Origin of the sequence: Vibrio sp. SCSIO 43140, from assembly GCF_023716585.1 — a bacterium.
In the GTDB taxonomy this organism is placed as follows: Bacteria; Pseudomonadota; Gammaproteobacteria; order Enterobacterales; family Vibrionaceae; genus Vibrio; species Vibrio maritimus_B.
The window spans coordinates 639,977-656,089 of the sequence record NZ_CP071850.1; the positions used below are offsets into that span (position 1 = coordinate 639,977).

Annotated in this window: 17 protein-coding genes; 13 read left to right on the top strand and 4 right to left on the bottom strand. The window is 46.5% G+C overall.

Going from position 1 to position 16,113, the window contains the following annotated elements; all coding sequences use genetic code 11:
* Positions 1 to 3: 3 nt before the first annotated feature.
* Together J4N45_RS03110 and J4N45_RS03115 are read left to right on the top strand one after the other, a co-directional pair.
* Positions 4 to 588 carry a response regulator transcription factor gene (locus tag J4N45_RS03110; protein WP_252013601.1) on the top strand — a complete coding sequence of 195 codons (585 nt, stop codon included), beginning with the start codon at positions 4 to 6 and terminating at the stop codon, positions 586 to 588.
* Positions 589 to 604: 16 nt separating this feature from the next.
* Positions 605 to 1,984: a GGDEF domain-containing protein gene (locus J4N45_RS03115; protein ID WP_252013602.1), complete on the top strand. Its 1,380-nt coding sequence runs from the start codon at positions 605 to 607 to the stop codon at positions 1,982 to 1,984.
* 47 nt (positions 1,985 to 2,031) lie between these two features.
* Here the strand turns inward: J4N45_RS03115 and J4N45_RS03120 are convergent, their stop codons facing one another.
* The 3 genes from J4N45_RS03120 to J4N45_RS03130 form a co-directional block, all read right to left on the bottom strand.
* Positions 2,032 to 2,331, bottom strand: coding sequence for a hypothetical protein (locus J4N45_RS03120; protein WP_252013603.1), 300 nt, complete (start codon positions 2,329 to 2,331; stop codon positions 2,032 to 2,034).
* A gap of 182 nt (positions 2,332 to 2,513) precedes the next feature.
* The gene (locus tag J4N45_RS03125; RefSeq protein ID WP_252013604.1) at positions 2,514 to 4,148 is read right to left on the bottom strand and encodes a methyl-accepting chemotaxis protein; all 1,635 of its coding nucleotides are present in this window, start codon (positions 4,146 to 4,148) and stop codon (positions 2,514 to 2,516) included.
* 209 nt (positions 4,149 to 4,357) lie between these two features.
* A complete protein-coding gene (locus tag J4N45_RS03130; protein ID WP_042476212.1) occupies positions 4,358 to 4,831 on the bottom strand; it encodes a CBS domain-containing protein in 474 nt (157 codons plus the stop codon).
* Positions 4,832 to 5,086: 255 nt separating this feature from the next.
* Between J4N45_RS03130 and queA the strand changes: the two genes are divergently transcribed.
* The 5 genes from queA (at position 5,087) to secF (ending at position 10,801) form a co-directional block, all read left to right on the top strand.
* A complete protein-coding gene (gene queA / locus J4N45_RS03135) occupies positions 5,087 to 6,139 on the top strand; it encodes a tRNA preQ1(34) S-adenosylmethionine ribosyltransferase-isomerase QueA (protein WP_042476216.1) in 1,053 nt (350 codons plus the stop codon).
* A gap of 183 nt (positions 6,140 to 6,322) precedes the next feature.
* A complete protein-coding gene (gene tgt / locus J4N45_RS03140) occupies positions 6,323 to 7,468 on the top strand; it encodes a tRNA guanosine(34) transglycosylase Tgt (protein WP_252013605.1) in 1,146 nt (381 codons plus the stop codon).
* A 169-nt stretch (positions 7,469 to 7,637) separates the two neighbouring features.
* Positions 7,638 to 7,967, top strand: a complete 330-nt coding sequence (gene yajC / locus J4N45_RS03145) for a preprotein translocase subunit YajC (RefSeq protein ID WP_042476222.1) — start codon at positions 7,638 to 7,640, stop codon at positions 7,965 to 7,967.
* Positions 7,968 to 7,987: 20 nt separating this feature from the next.
* Entirely contained in the window at positions 7,988 to 9,844 is a 1,857-nt protein-coding gene (gene secD / locus J4N45_RS03150) for a protein translocase subunit SecD (RefSeq protein ID WP_286036897.1), read from the top strand.
* A gap of 9 nt (positions 9,845 to 9,853) precedes the next feature.
* On the top strand, positions 9,854 to 10,801 hold the full coding sequence (gene secF, locus J4N45_RS03155) for a protein translocase subunit SecF (RefSeq protein ID WP_042476228.1): 948 nt from the start codon (positions 9,854 to 9,856) through the stop codon (positions 10,799 to 10,801).
* A 340-nt stretch (positions 10,802 to 11,141) separates the two neighbouring features.
* On the opposite strand, the gene suhB is transcribed toward secF, so the two are convergent.
* Positions 11,142 to 11,945 carry an inositol-1-monophosphatase gene (suhB, locus tag J4N45_RS03160; protein WP_042476232.1) on the bottom strand — a complete coding sequence of 268 codons (804 nt, stop codon included), beginning with the start codon at positions 11,943 to 11,945 and terminating at the stop codon, positions 11,142 to 11,144.
* A gap of 177 nt (positions 11,946 to 12,122) precedes the next feature.
* On the opposite strand from suhB, the gene trmJ reads away from it, so the two are divergent.
* The 6 genes from trmJ to hscB all read left to right on the top strand — a co-directional run bounded on the left by trmJ (position 12,123) and on the right by hscB (position 16,099).
* Positions 12,123 to 12,854 carry a tRNA (cytosine(32)/uridine(32)-2'-O)-methyltransferase TrmJ gene (trmJ, locus tag J4N45_RS03165; protein ID WP_252014645.1) on the top strand — a complete coding sequence of 244 codons (732 nt, stop codon included), beginning with the start codon at positions 12,123 to 12,125 and terminating at the stop codon, positions 12,852 to 12,854.
* Between the two features lie 111 nt (positions 12,855 to 12,965).
* On the top strand, positions 12,966 to 13,472 hold the full coding sequence (iscR, locus tag J4N45_RS03170) for a Fe-S cluster assembly transcriptional regulator IscR (RefSeq protein ID WP_042476234.1): 507 nt from the start codon (positions 12,966 to 12,968) through the stop codon (positions 13,470 to 13,472).
* A gap of 28 nt (positions 13,473 to 13,500) precedes the next feature.
* Positions 13,501 to 14,715 carry an IscS subfamily cysteine desulfurase gene (locus tag J4N45_RS03175; RefSeq protein WP_042476236.1) on the top strand — a complete coding sequence of 405 codons (1,215 nt, stop codon included), beginning with the start codon at positions 13,501 to 13,503 and terminating at the stop codon, positions 14,713 to 14,715.
* A 33-nt stretch (positions 14,716 to 14,748) separates the two neighbouring features.
* Positions 14,749 to 15,129, top strand: coding sequence for a Fe-S cluster assembly scaffold IscU (gene iscU, locus J4N45_RS03180; RefSeq protein ID WP_042500728.1), 381 nt, complete (start codon positions 14,749 to 14,751; stop codon positions 15,127 to 15,129).
* 74 nt (positions 15,130 to 15,203) lie between these two features.
* Positions 15,204 to 15,527, top strand: coding sequence for an iron-sulfur cluster assembly protein IscA (iscA, locus tag J4N45_RS03185; protein ID WP_112460982.1), 324 nt, complete (start codon positions 15,204 to 15,206; stop codon positions 15,525 to 15,527).
* Between the two features lie 56 nt (positions 15,528 to 15,583).
* A complete protein-coding gene (gene hscB, locus J4N45_RS03190) occupies positions 15,584 to 16,099 on the top strand; it encodes a co-chaperone HscB (RefSeq protein ID WP_252013606.1) in 516 nt (171 codons plus the stop codon).
* Positions 16,100 to 16,113: the final 14 nt, after the last annotated feature.

Consider the following 16,113-nt stretch of genomic DNA (forward strand, 5'->3'; position numbering starts at 1 on the left):
GGTATGAAATGTTTAGTGGTAGATGACCACCCAATCGTAGGTGCAGCGGTTAAATCAACAATAGGGCAGCTTCCTTATATATCGGCAGTAGACTCGGAGCCTTGCGCGGAGAAAGCACTGCAGTTGGCGACAAGTCAGCACTATGATTTGCTCGTACTCGATGTTGATTTAGGAGACAGCAACGGCTTTGACTTTTTAACGCGTATTCGTGCACGTGGGTATCGAGGCAAAGTCTTGTTTTTGTCCGCAGACAAAAATGCAATACACGCAGACACAGCGATGAAGCTCAACGCCAATGGGTTCGTCTATAAATCGGAGAGTTTGGAAACGCTGGGCGGTGCTATTGAAAGCATTCTGCAAGGGTATAGCTACTTCAAGTTCCCGCACAAAGATCAGCAGCGTCAATTGGGCAAACCGCTCTCCACACGAGAAAAAATGGTGCTCGATTACCTAATACAGGGGAAAGGCAATGCTGATATCGCAGAGGTACTTTCACTGAGTGCAAAAACAGTGAGCACCTACAAGGCACGTATTCTGAAAAAATACAATGCGAACAATATCGTTGAGCTTATCACGATGCTTAAGTAATGAGTCGTTATCTTATATGTTTGATTCTTCTATTATTTTGAGGTCAACGATCATCTCGTTGACCGCGTTTACCTTTACCGTCATGGTCATGTCTGATCAATTCGTCAAACGGGAGCTCGAATACTTTTCTAGAATCACGACCGCTATTGATCAACATAAAATGAATGTGGTTCTGTTTTCTAAGTACTTGAGTGAACGAATCGAAAATAGTGCGAGCAATGAAGCCGATATGTCTTCTATCCTGTCTTACACCAAGCAGCAGTATGGTGAAAAATTCGCTCGGGTTTATTCTATGGACGACAGCAAAATTTGCGCGCACTCAGCGGTTGTCTTGCTTGAGTTTAATCGCTTACTCGAAAGCTTCGATGATATCTATCAAAGAGCCTTTGTGCCGATCAAATACCGCTCTTTTATCTGCAATAAGCTATTTACCAACATTAAGAATGACGACTTTGTGGTCAATGAGGCCTACTTTGGTCGAGAGAAATGCCAGTCCAATAACAGCTGTGCGAAATATGCCTCGCAACGCCAACTGAGTGATAATGTGGTCATCTCTTCACTGTATGCGAATCAACTGGTTGATGGACAATTGGTTATCTCTATCTCGAGTCCAGTTCGCTATCAAGGCGAGATCATCGGAGACTTCTCGATAGATTTGCCAGTCGATGAGGTAGCGCTGCTGGCGAATGGGAAGCAAATCGCTCAAAAATCTTATGGTACCTACAAGCAGCACATCATCCAGTACGCCGATTACCCGTTCGAGAGATTTTCTCATACCGAAGAACATGTGGCTGACAATCAAACCATCTTTGTCTATCGGGTACCCATTTTCAAAGTACTTACCGATTATTTTTGGTTGCTGTTTGTTTACTTTTTGATGAGTTACTTGCTGTTTCGAAAGTTTGCCGAGCTCAAGTTCAGTCGCGCAGCTTTGAAAGAGGTCCGGATTCAAGCTCAGCGAGATGAGCTTACGGGCCTATACAACCGAAGCATTCTCAATGATGACTTTTTTATTGCCCAGGTAGAGTCGAAACCGACGAGTATCATCGCTATTGATGGAGATAGTTTAAAACGGATCAATGATAAATTTGGTCATGCGTTTGGCGATCAATCTATCAAGTACATAGCCGATAAACTTGTAGATGGCGTTCGCGACAATGACTATGTATTAAGGCTCGGAGGCGATGAATTCTTGGTGGTTCTCGTTGGGTGCGAAGTGGACTTCGCTCATGATGTGGCGAAGAAAATACAACACGCGATTGGTAGCGACGTCGTGAATCACCATGGACTGACGGTCTCAGTCAGCTATGGAGTGACAGCATTGAAAAAGGATGAGTCGTTTCAACGTGCCATAGAGCGGGCGGATAAAGAGCTCTATAAAGCGAAGCGCTCGTAGTATTAATCAGAATTGCTTGTAAAAAAGAGGTCTTGAAGACCTCTTTTTTATTCGATGATAAATAAACTGAGCATAGTTTGGTACTGAGACACAGCGTCGCCGATGGCCTTTTGAAGAGATAGAGGAATCGCAAGCAATGACAGGTTCAGTTGTTCAACCTGTTTGTTTAGTTCACCCTGAGCTTGGTTCAAAAGTCCTTGTACCGTATGGCTGGATAACGTGTCTATCGCGTTTAGGCAGCGGCGAGTTCTATGAAGTTCATGGTCGATGAGGGCTAGCGCTAGCAGAGCTTCGACGTGCTGACGGTCGTTTAAATCTGTTTGGTGCTCTTCGTGAAATACGTGCAAAAGTTCGCTGCACGTAGGGCAAATAGGTAACGCGCTGTTGGCATGAAAAGGTTGCTTGCACACTCGACAAGTCGTCGATGCACTGTGATGAGATTGATTCATAGCAATGTGATGGGGTTATTAACGAGTAGATGCTGAGTGGAAAGGCATGTGAGTTCATCATGCCTTTCACGTAACTGGGATTAGCTAGCCTGTAGGTTGAAGAACTGAACTTCTTGGGCAAGCTTAACGGACATCTCAGATAAACTGTCTGCCGCTTCGCCGCTCTCTTTGATGGTTTGCAGCGTCTCTTCAACCTGATCTCTTACCGACGTGATGCTTTGGTTGATCATTTCTGCGGTTGTGCTTTGTTCTTCTGTTGCGACCGCTATTTGTGAGTTAAGCGCGTTGGTCAGTTCAATGCTGTCAGCAATTTGCGAGAATGCGTGGCTAGCAGAGTCTGCCTGGTCAACCGTGTCATTGAGCATGGTTTGGCTGGCATTGATGGAGTCGACAACATTACTTGTGTTTTGCTGTAGCGTATTGATCTTGTTTTCGATTTGTTCGACCGCTTCTTGTGTTTGTTGAGCAAGCTGTCTTACTTCATCTGCGACAACGGCAAACCCACGGCCCTGCTCTCCGGCTCGTGCAGCTTCAATCGCGGCATTTAGAGCCAATAGGTTGGTTTGCTGGGCGATATTGTCAATTACTTCCATGATATCTGCGACTTCGTCAGTCCCGGTTTTTAGGGTCGATATTTCATGTCCAAGATGTCCCATTTGATCCGCAAGGCCAGAAACTTTAGTGATGGTCTCCGACATAACACCGGATCCCGTTGTCGCGCTGCTAGTAGCGACATCGGCTTCCGTGGAGGCGTTATTGGCATTCTGAGCCACTTCAGTGATCGCAGCGGACATCTCGTTCACTGCGGTCGCAACTTGATCGGTTTCGAGTTGTTGCTCTTGGGCGTTATTCAACACATTACGGTTCACAGTAGAGAGCTGCTCAGAAGCGGCTGCCAGTTGCTGTCCGCAATAGCTGACCTCTTTAACGACGTGATAGATTTTGGTCTCCATTTTCGTGAGCTCAATGCACATTTGACTGACTTCGTCCTGAGCAACGATCTCTGTTTTCGTGTCTGTGAAATACCCCGACGACATCGAAGAAATTTTCTGTTTTGCTGCCTCGATGGGTTTGCTAATGCTATTACCAATGACACGGGTCAGCAGGAAAATGATCGGAATCGCAACGAGCCAAGCGATGAGTAGGGTGATAAGAGATTGCTCTCCAACCTCAGCGACCTGAGATTTCACGGTCAGTTGATTTTCCACAGCGTTTTCTCGCAAAGCGGCAATATCAGTCGCGACGGCGAAACCCAGTGAGCGCATAGCCTTCCAAGAGCCCTGTGCGGTTTCGATAGCAGCAGCGTCTTTATCAACAGTGAGGTGCAGCTCTGCAAACTGCTCGAGATTGCGTTTATAGGCTTGAATGTCACTTAGGATTGATTCAAAAAGCGCTTTGTTTTCGCTGTCACTGGCTTTTGTCAAATTTGAATTAGCCAGCTTAATGCTGGTATTAAGCAGCGCGTTTGCATTCCTTACATATTGTGTATCTAGCGTATCTTGAAACGTCAGGGCATTGATACGTGCAGTTAATAAGTTGGACTCGATCTGCGCAATGCTCACGTTGGTACTGGCTATCTGCTGGTAGTGAGCAAAGCTTCGGTTGTAGTTTTGGGTAGATAGGTAGCTGATCATCGATATAACTGACATAGCGGCAATGCTTGCTATTGATATCAGCAGCAGCTTATGTCTTACAGCCTTGATTCTGTTAAGCACGATTAATTACCTTACGAAAGAGTGATTAAAACCAGAACAGTAGGGGCTTTGGACGACACTGACAAACTCTCCAGAGAGAGGCTTAGATAGGTAATATGATGATAAGAAAAGGTTTTTGTGGATTTGTAAGCTGAGGACTACGCAATAATCCTCTGCTCCTTACGAAACAGAGGTCTAGTTTGGGACATGACGCATCGAGCTGAGCAGGCTCAGTTGAGTTCGGTGGCTGAGCTGTCACTCTCCTGTTCAAGTTCTGAGGGCTCAGTGTCTTCTTGAAGTTCAAGAAGATTGATCGCGATAGCAACAAAGTCACTGTCGGTAATGATGCCGACTAGTTGTTTGTTATGCACTACTGGCAAACAGCCAACTTTGTGCTTTTGCATGTATAACGCGCTTTCTTTTAAGCCAGCTCGCGGTTCTGCGGTCATGATGTTGGTGCGCATGACTTCACTAAGAGGTGTGGAGAGTGTGTAGGATTGATCGCTAGGGATTTTCTGCAAGATCGATTCTTGCGCCGCTAGCACGTCTCGTTGTGAAACAATACCCAGCAAATGACGTTCTGCATCGACGATAGGAATATGGCGAATATCGAGCGCTTCCATCGTGTGTTTGGCGTCCGCTAATGAGTGAGACCGCAATAGGGTGTGAGGGTTGCGAGTCATCATGTCTTGGACCTTAATCATATGGCCTCCAACTCGTTCTGTTTGTCTATTTTAACTATAGATTTTTTCACCGATTAAATCTGAGATTACCGTCGGTTTTTGCCGTTCAACTCACAAAATATACCTATTGATATGGTGGTTAAATTCGCCTTGGTCAATTTGGGCTCAGAAGGGGGACAAACATCGGTTCAGCTTGCTATTCCACGGGGTCACTTTATACTATGCGGCTGCGAATTTTTTCGCCGTTTTAGTCGCTTAATAAAGAAGATTGGTGTTATGCAAGTTTCAGATTTTCACTTCGAATTACCTGATGAGCTGATTGCTCGTTACCCAAAGGCAGAGCGCAGCTCAAGCCGACTGCTTCAATTGACCGGTAACACGGGTGAAGTTGTAGATGGAAACTTCACGGATATCGTCAGCCAAGTTCAACCTGGTGACCTTCTTGTGTTCAATAACACGCGCGTGATCCCAGCGCGTATGTTCGGTCGCAAAGCCTCTGGCGGTAAGCTAGAAGTACTGGTAGAGCGCATGCTTGATGACAAGCGCGTTCTAGCGCACGTACGTTGTTCAAAATCACCAAAACCAGGTACCGAGCTATTCTTGGGTGAAAACGACGAATACCAAGCTATCATGACGGCGCGTCACGATGCGTTATTTGAGATCGAAATGCAGTCTGAAAAGACGGTGCTTGAGATCCTAAACGATGTTGGCCACATGCCACTGCCACCTTACATCGATCGTCCAGACGAAGATGCAGACAAAGAGCGCTACCAAACGGTTTACAACGAGAAACCAGGTGCGGTTGCCGCGCCGACTGCGGGTCTTCACTTTGATGATGGTGTTCTCGAGCAGATTAAAGCAAAAGGCGCTAACTTTGCGTATGTGACACTTCACGTTGGCGCAGGTACATTCCAGCCCGTTCGCGTTGAAAACATCCATGACCACCACATGCATGCTGAATATGTCGAAGTGCCTCAAGACGTGGTGGATGCGATTGCAGAGACTAAAGCAAACGGTGGTCGAATCATTGCTGTGGGTACCACCTCAGTACGTTCACTCGAGAGTGCAGCGCAAGATGCACTGAAAAATGGTACCGAGTTAGTGCCTTTCTTTGGTGATACTGAGATTTTCATCTTCCCTGGCTATGAATATCAGCTGGTGGATTGTCTCGTGACAAACTTCCACCTACCAGAATCGACGCTGATCATGTTGGTCAGTGCGTTTGCAGGCTATGACAATGTCATGAATGCCTACAAGCATGCAGTAGAGCAAAAATACCGTTTCTTTAGCTATGGTGATGCGATGTTCATTACCAAGAAAACGGCATAACTGACGCCAGTAATTAGTAAGCTTTTTATTTCACTCAAGGACTCAGTGGAATACGGTAAGGAACACCAAAGCCGCTCGCTTAACGAGTTGATGTAGAGTGAGCGGATTCAAGTGCGACAAGCTACGCTTGTTAGTGCGTTTTAAGATTGTGTCAGACTGTGTCTCTGGCAATTTGGAGGCTTCGTGAAATTACAATACGAACTTAAGAAAAAAGATGGTCACGCACGCCGTGGTCAGTTGACGTTTGAACGCGGTACAGTACAAACTCCTGCATTTATGCCAGTGGGTACCTACGGTACGGTGAAAGGTATGACACCTGAAGAAGTACGCGGTACAGGTGCCGAAATTCTTCTAGGTAACACTTTCCACTTATGGCTACGCCCTGGTCAAGAGATCATGAAGTTGCACGGTGACCTGCACGACTTCATGAACTGGCATGGTCCTATCTTGACCGATTCAGGCGGTTTCCAAGTATTCAGCCTTGGCGATATCCGTAAGATCACTGAAGAGGGTGTACACTTCCGTAACCCGGTAAACGGTGACCGTATTTTCATGGATGCAGAGAAATCGATGGAAATCCAAAAAGATCTTGGCTCTGATGTGGTCATGATCTTTGACGAGTGTACGCCATACCCAGCGACTCACGCAGAAGCGAAGAAGTCGATGGAAATGTCTCTGCGTTGGGCACAGCGCTCTCGCGATCACTTCGACAAGCTAGACAACGAGAACTCTCTATTTGGTATCGTTCAAGGTAGCGTGTACGAAGATCTGCGCGAAGTGTCGGTGAAAGGTTTGACTGACATTGGCTTCGATGGCTACGCGGTTGGTGGCCTTGCTGTAGGTGAGCCTAAAGAAGAGATGCACCGCGTTCTTGAGTTCACCACACCTAAACTTCCTGAAGATAAGCCTCGCTACCTAATGGGTGTAGGTAAACCAGAAGATTTGGTTGAAGGTGTTCGCCGTGGTATCGACATGTTCGACTGCGTAATGCCAACGCGTAACGCACGCAACGGTCACTTATTCGTGACTGGCGGTGTGATTAAGATTCGTAATGCGACAAACAAAACAGACACAGGTCCACTAGACGAGAACTGTGATTGCTACACCTGTCAGAATTACTCGAAAGCGTATCTACATCACCTAGATCGCTGTAACGAAATCTTGGGTGCTCGTCTCAACACGATTCACAACCTACGTCACTATCAAATGCTAATGGAAAGCATCCGTAAAGCGATTGATGAAGACCGTTTTGAGCAGTTTGTGGAAGAGTTTTACGCACGTCGCAACCGCGAAGTGCCACCACTAGATATGAAGGTCAACGCTCAATAGTTGGCTAAATAGTCGGCTATCCCTGCAATAGGTAACAAATCCTAGCTCTGGGTCACACTTTTTGTGCCTTTAAGCGAATAAGAAACATTGAGTTACCGTTTGCTTCTTGAAAAGATATGGGGATAGCCCAATTTTGGATATGTATTTACATTAAAGAGGATGTTCTCCGATGAGTTTGATTTCTGCAGCTCACGCAGCTGAAGCAGCACCACAAGGTGGCGGTTTCGAAATGCTAATCATGCTAGGCATGTTCGCGGTAATTTTTTACTTCATGATTTACCGCCCACAATCTAAGCGTGCAAAAGAGCACAAAAACCTAATGGCTTCTATGGGTAAGGGCGACGAAGTCCTAACTAACGGCGGCCTAATCGGTAAAATCACTAAAATCGCTGAAGATAACGACTACATTGCAATCGCACTTAACGACAACAATGAAGTAGTTATCAAGAAAGACTTCGTTACTGCAGTGCTACCAAAAGGTACGCTGAAGTCTCTATAAAACAGCTATAGGATCTCGCTGTGCTAAATCGTTACCCTTTGTGGAAGTACCTGATGGTGATATTCGCCATTGCGGCAGCGGCGTTATACGCACTTCCCAATCTATACGGTGAAGATCCGGCTATTCAAATTACAGGGGCGCGTGGCGCCTCTGTTGATATGTCGACGCTGGATACTGTCACTAAAGCTCTTAATGAAGAGCAACTCTCCCGTAAGTCCATTGCTCTAGAAAATGGCTCCATTCTTGTTCGTTTTACCGACACGGATACTCAGATCAGCGCCCGCGATATTATCAGCGAAGCGTTAGGCAAAGATTCAATCGTGGCACTTAACCTTGCCCCTGCGACTCCTGACTGGCTCGAAGCGATTGGCGCTGCGCCAATGAAGCTAGGTCTTGACCTTCGTGGCGGTGTTCACTTCTTGATGGAAGTGGATATGGATGCGGCGATGGAAAAACTTGTTGGTCAGCAAGAAGAAGGCTTTAGAAGTGATCTTCGTGAAGAGCGCATTCGTTACCGTTCTATCCGCCCTGCGGGTAGTGATGGCGTAGAAGTGCTGCTCCGTGATGCTGAGCAACTAGCGCAGGCTAAGACGGTGCTGGAAGCTAAATACCCAGATATGGACTTCACCGATTCTGACTCGAACGGTCGTTTTGCCCTTGTTGCTCGTTTCAAAGAAACTCGCCTACAAGAAATCCGTAACTACGCGGTAGAGCAGAACATCACTATCCTACGTAATCGTGTAAACGAACTGGGTGTGGCAGAGCCATTGGTACAGCGTCAAGGTGCGAGTCGCATCGTGGTTGAGCTACCGGGTGTTCAAGATACGGCGCGCGCAAAAGAAATTTTGGGCGCAACAGCGACACTAGAGTTCCGCGAAGTAGACAGTTCGGCTGACTTGGCTGCAGCAGCAAGTGGTCGCGCACCAGCAGGTAGCGAGATCAAACTCGATCGTGACGGTCGTCCAGTTGTTCTTAAGAAGCGCGTTATTCTAGGCGGTGCGAGCATCACTGATGCGAGTTCGAGTGCTGATGAATATGGTCGTCCACAGGTTAACATCTCGCTAGACAGCGAGGGTGGTAACAAGATGGCGGCGTTCTCTCGTCAGAACATCGGTAAGCTAATGGCAACGGTTTTCGCTGAATATAAAGACAGCGGCAAACGTACGCCAGAAGGCAAGGTTATCCTTGATAAGCATGAAGAAGTGATTAACCAAGCGACGATTCAGTCTGCACTTGGTCGTAACTTCCGTATCACAGGTATCGACTCTGCCGCTGAAGCGCACAACCTAGCGCTACTGCTTCGTGCAGGTGCTCTGATTGCGCCGATTTCTATTGTTGAAGAGCGTACTATCGGTCCATCAATGGGTCAGCAAAACATCGATATGGGTATCAAAGCGTGTATCACAGGTATGATTGCCGTGATGCTATTTACGCTGGTTTACTACCGTCGATTTGGTCTATTTGCCAATATGGCACTGATGGCGAACATCGTCCTTATCGTTGGTGTCATGTCGATGATTCCAGGTGCGACTATGACGCTACCAGGTATCGCAGGTATTGTGCTGACCGTTGGTATGGCGGTGGATGCGAACGTTCTGATATTTGAGCGGATACGTGAAGAGCTTAAAGAGGGACGTAACCCTCAACAAGCGATTCACCAAGGTTACGCTAATGCCTTCAGTACTATCGCCGATGCGAATATCACGACCTTGATCACAGCTATCATTCTATTTGCTGTCGGTACAGGTGCGATCAAAGGCTTCGCGGTAACACTGTCTATCGGTATTCTTACTTCTATGTTTACAGCCATCATAGGCACACGTTGTATCGTGAACCTAGTTTATGGCGGTAAGCGTATCAACAAACTGTCGATCTAAGGGTTAGTTATGTTTCAGATAATGAAAGCAGACAAAACGATCGACTTTATGCGTTGGTCAAAAGTTGCGTTCGTTCTATCTATTGTGATGATCGGCGCGGCTATTTTTACACTGTCGACTAAGTGGCTGAACTGGGGTCTAGACTTCACTGGCGGTACACTTATCGAGGTAGGCTTTGAACAGCCTGCAAACCTCGAGGAAGTGCGCTCAGCACTAGATGCGAAAGGCTTCGGCGATGCGACAGTGCAGAACTTCGGTTCGGCACGTGACGTTATGGTTCGCCTGCGTCCTCGTGATGATGTTCAAGCTGAAGCGCTTGGCAACCAGATCCTTGATGCGATTCGTGTAGGTACGGGTGAAGACGTTGAAATGCGTCGTATTGAGTTCGTTGGTCCTAACGTGGGTGATGAGCTAACAGAGGCGGGCGGTCTTGCGATTCTAGTGTCTCTTATCTGTATCTTGATCTACGTATCGGTGCGCTTTGAGTGGCGTTTAGCAGCCGGTGCGGTACTCGCACTCGCGCACGACGTTATCATCACGCTAGGCGTATTCTCGCTTATGCAGATTGAGGTTGATTTAACCATCGTGGCAGCGCTTCTAACGGTTGTCGGTTACTCGCTCAACGATACCATCGTTGTATTTGACCGTATCCGTGAGAACTTCCGCAAGATGCGTAAGGGTGAGCCAGCTGACATCATGAACAGCTCGATCACGCAAACGCTAAGCCGTACCTTGATTACGTCTGGTACTACCTTGTTCGTAGTTATTGCACTATTTACTCAAGGTGGTGCGATGATCCACGGCTTTGCGACTGCATTGCTACTCGGTATTACGGTTGGTACTTATTCTTCTATCTACGTAGCATCTGCGCTCGCTCTGAAACTGGGTATCCAGAAAGAGCACCTAATGCCACCACAGATTGAAAAAGAAGGCGCTGAGTTTGATGAGATGCCGTAAGGCAGATTGTTGGATCTGATGACATTGATAAAGCCACTCGAATGAGTGGCTTTTCTTTTGCGTGTAAATATCGAGGAGATTAGAGTCATCCCCTTGATAAAGGCGATCTCCTACCGCGCGCTGAGAACACTATTTACGTAACATAGTCATTGTTTTTCAGTTGGCTACGCGCTTTAGGAGAACTTCACTTTCGTGAAGATGACGGATAATTTTGTGGCTTTTAGCATTAGTAGGCAGCTTGTCAAAAAGCAAAAAAAATCCCGACCATAGGTCGGGATTTCAAAATTCAGCTGTGACGGGCTGTGCTTTCTTTTACAGAACTATATTAAGCTGTAAAGAATTACTTAAGGATAGCTTCGTTACCGTTTTCACGGATATGTTTTAGCATCGCTTTTACGCCGCGTGCGCTTGAAGCAACAACGTTACCAGACTTCATGTACTCTGTACCGCCAGAGAAGTCAGTTACGATAGCGCCAGCTTCACGAGCAATCAGTTCGCCTGCCGCCATGTCCCATGGTTTTAGACCAAGCTCAAAGTAACCGTCTAGACGACCTGCTGCTACGTAACATAGGTCTAGAGCTGCAGAGCCAGCACGACGGAAGTCAGAGCACTCAACAAACATAGAAGACATGATCTTGAAGTAGCTTTCAGAGTGTTGCTTCTGCTTGAATGGGAAGCCAGTACCGATAACAGTACCTTTGATATCTTTAAGCTGTTTTACACGGATACGTGCATTGTTAAGCTGAGCGCCAGCACCGCGTTGTGCAGTGAAAAGCTCGTTAACCATTGGGTCGTAAACACACGCTACTTCTGTTTTGCCTTTGATGCGAACTGCAATAGACACAGAGAAAGTAGGAATGCCTTGAACGAAGTTAGTGGTGCCATCCAGTGGGTCGATGATCCATTGTACGTCGCTATCTTTACCTTCAATTAGGCCACCCTCTTCAGCAATGATGCTGTGGTCTGGGTATGAAGCTTGGATAGTGCTGATGATGATTGCTTCGGCTTCTTTGTCTACGTTAGTAACGAAGTCATTAGTGCCTTTCTGTACTGACTCAATCTTGTCAGTGTTTTCTAGTGATTTAGCAATATGGTTGCCCGCTTTACGCGCAGCGCGTATAGCGATGTTTAGCATTGGATGCATACGAATTTTCCCAACGGATGTTAAAGAACAAAAAGCGGCGCGAAGTATACCAAAGATTTAGCAAAAGGGAAGTGGTTATTTTTTGTGCTGTTAATTTTATGAATAGAAAGATCCTGACTACTTTAGTCAAGTTTATGTTACCATTCTGCGATTGTGTAAAATGAGTGCAACGTGACAATGCTAGACAACGTAAAAATCGTCCTGGTTGGGACTTCTCATTCTGGAAATATCGGCTCGGCAGCTCGAGCGATGAAGGTGATGGGACTAAGCCAGATGGTGCTTGTGGACCCTCAATGTGAGGTGGATTCTCAGGCGGTTGCGTTGGCAGCGGGTGCGAGTGATATAGCATTGGGTGCAAAAATCGTTTCGACTCTAGAAGAAGCGGTAGAAGATTGCGGTCTAGTGGTTGGCTCAAGTGCGCGCTCACGTACTCTAGATTGGCCGATGATTGAGCCACGTGAGTGCGGCAAGACGTTTGCGATTGAAGGCGAAAAGCACGCAGTCGCTTTGGTGTTTGGGCGCGAGCGCACCGGTTTAACCAATGACGAGCTACAGCTGTGTCATTACCATACGTGTATTCCTGCAAACCCAGAATATAGCTCACTCAACCTTGCTATGGCGGTGCAAACACTTAGCTATGAAGTAAGAGTCGCGCATCTAGAGCGAGAAGCTCAGCAGTATTCAGAGCCAAGTGAAGTCGATTATCCACGTCACAAAGAACTGGAATTATTCTACCAGCACCTTGAAAAAGTCATTACTGATACCCAGTTTATCTCTAAGGATAAGCCGGGCCTTGTAATGAATAAGCTGCGAAGAATGTTTAGTCGAGCACGTCCTGAAACTACGGAAATCAATACATTGCGCGGCATTTTAACCTCCGTTGAAAAAGCAATTGGGGTTAAAAAATAACCATTTCTTTTGTTGGGTTAAATACCTGACTATTTTAGTCAATTAAATACTTGACTAAAATAGTCAGGTATGAAAATATTTATGTCACATAATCAATGTGGATAGTGTGATATGAGACTTACATCAAAAGGAAGATATGCAGTAACAGCGATGCTTGATGTCGCACTGCACTCACAGCAAAGCCCAGTACCTCTAGCTGACATCTCTGAACGTCAAGGTATCTCTTTGTCTTACCTAGAACAACTGTTCTCTAAACTGCGTAAAGCAGGTTTGGTAGCGAGTGTTCGTGGTCCAGGTGGTGGTTACCGCTTAGGTGCAGAAGCCAATGAGATTTCTATCGGTACTGTTATCGCTGCAGTTGATGAGTCCGTTGATGCAACAAAATGCGCTGGCAAAGGAGATTGCCAAGGTGGTACACGTTGCCTCACACATACACTGTGGAGAGATTTAAGCTCTCGAATCAGTGACTTCCTAAACAACATCACTCTCGGTGAGTTGATGGTAGATAACGAAGTATTAGAAATTTCAGACCGACAAGACGTAGATCTCGCGGTAAATCATGGGTTCTCAAGAAAAAGTACAAGCACCGCACCCATCGGAATCAATGTTCGCTCGTAGTAGTGTCGCTTATACATTGGAGTAAAGAATGAAACTGCCTATTTATCTAGACTACTCTGCCACTTGCCCTGTCGATCCAAGGGTTGCAGAAAAAATGGTTCAATACATGACAATGGACGGTACCTTCGGTAACCCTGCGTCACGTTCTCACCGTTTTGGCTGGCAAGCAGAAGAAGCAGTAGACAACGCTCGTGAGCAGATCGCTGACTTGCTAAACGCTGACCCTCGTGAAATTGTGTTCACGTCGGGTGCGACTGAGTCTGACAACCTTGCGATTAAGGGTGCAGCGCACTTCTACAGCAAGAAAGGTAAGCACATCATCACGGTTAAGACAGAGCACAAAGCGGTTCTTGACCCATGCCGTCAGCTTGAGCGTGAAGGCTTCGAAGTGACCTACCTTGAGCCTGAGTCAAACGGTATTGTTGACCTTGCTAAACTAGAAGCGGCAATGCGTGAAGACACAGTACTTGTGTCAATCATGCACGTGAACAATGAAATTGGTGTTGTTCAAGACATTACAGCTATTGGTGAGCTTTGCCGTAGCAAGAAGATTGTATTCCACGTAGATGCGGCGCAATCTGCAGGCAAACTGCCAATCGACGTTCAAGAAATGAAAGTCGACCTGATTTCACTGTCTGCTCACAAAGCCTACGGCCCGAAAGGTATCGGCGCGCTTTACGTACGTCGTAAGCCACGTATCCGTCTAGAAGCGCAAATGCACGGCGGCGGTCATGAGCGTGGTTTCCGCTCTGGCACACTACCAACTCACCAAATCGTGGGTATGGGCGAAGCCTTTGCCGTTGCTAAGCAAGACATGCAGAAAGACTACGACCACGCAAAAGCATTGCGTGACCGTCTGCTAAACGGCGTTAAAGACCTTGAAGCCGTGACAGTGAATGGCGACTTAGAGCAACGCGTTCCACACAACCTAAACGTAAGCTTTGCGTTTGTTGAAGGTGAGTCGCTACTGATGTCGCTTAAAGATCTCGCAGTATCTTCTGGTTCTGCATGTACATCAGCAAGTCTAGAGCCTTCATATGTGCTGCGTGCACTTGGCCTAAACGATGAGCTTGCACACAGCTCGGTTCGCTTCTCATTTGGTCGTTTCACCACTGAAGAAGACATCGACTTTGCGATTGAGCAGATCAGAACAGCAGTAAACAAATTACGTGACATGTCTCCTCTATGGGATATGTATAAAGAAGGGATTGACCTAGACACGGTTGAGTGGGCACACCACTAATCTCACGGAAGTAGAGGATTCGAGGAAGTTATTATGGCGTATAGTGAAAAAGTAATTGACCACTATGAGAACCCACGCAACGTAGGTTCATTTGATAAGAATGATCCGGCTGTGGGTAGTGGTATGGTTGGCGCACCAGCTTGTGGTGACGTAATGAAACTTCAGATCAAGGTGACACCAGAAGGTATCATCGAAGATGCTAAGTTTAAGACCTACGGCTGTGGTTCAGCGATCGCATCAAGCTCACTGGTTACAGAGTGGGTGAAAGGCAAGTCTATCGACGAAGCTGCAGCGATCAAGAACTCTGAAATTGCAGAAGAGCTAGAGTTGCCACCAGTGAAAGTTCACTGCTCAATTCTTGCTGAAGACGCAATCAAAGCAGCGGTTGCAGACTACAAGAAGAAGCACGACTAAACTGCTTGGATAACCAAGCCCTTTAGCTTTATTAAGACACAGTATCATCAAGAGAAACGAACAAAGGTTGTAGTATGGCCATCTCAATGACAGACGCAGCAGCGAGCCGAGTTAAGACATTTTTAGATAATCGCGGCAAAGGTATTGGATTACGCCTAGGTGTAAAAACCACGGGTTGCTCTGGCATGGCTTACGTTCTTGAGTTCGTTGATGAACTGGATGATGGTGATTCAGTGTTTGAGCACTCAGGCGTGAAAGTGATCATCGATGCTAAGAGCTTGGTTTATCTCGATGGCACAGAGCTCGATTATGTAAAAGAAGGCTTGAACGAAGGTTTTGAGTTCAACAACCCGAATGCGAAAGGCGAGTGTGGTTGTGGTGAAAGCTTTAATGTTTAACCTTTGACGAGCTTGGCTGTGATATCGGCCAAGCTCATTAATTGCGAGTCAATGCTATGAACCATTTCGAATTATTTGGGCTACCTGTTCAGTTTCAGCTGGACGGTAGCCTTCTTTCTTCTCAGTTCCGAGAACTGCAAAAACGCTTTCACCCAGACAACTTTGCCACTGCCTCTGAGCGCGACCGCCTACTTGCAGTTCAAAAGGCAGCGCAAATCAATGATGCTTACGAAGTGCTGAAAAAGCCTATCTCTCGCGCCGAATACTTATTGGCCGATAACGGTGTCGATATTCGCGCTGAGCAGCAAACATTGCAAGATCCACTGTTCTTAATGGAGCAGATGGAACTTCGAGAAGAATTGGAAGATCTCGCGTCTTCAAGCGACCCTGAATCAGAACTTTTTGACTTTGAAGCCAAGGTCAGCAAAATGTTCAAGGTACAGCTATCAGAGTTAGAAGATCAGCTTTCGCAAGCCGAATGGCCAGTCGCTGCTGATAGCGTTAGAAAACTAAAATTTATCGCCAAGTTGCAAAGTGAAATAGAACAGCTAGAAGATAAGCTGCTTGGTTAATGGAAGCTCCCAAG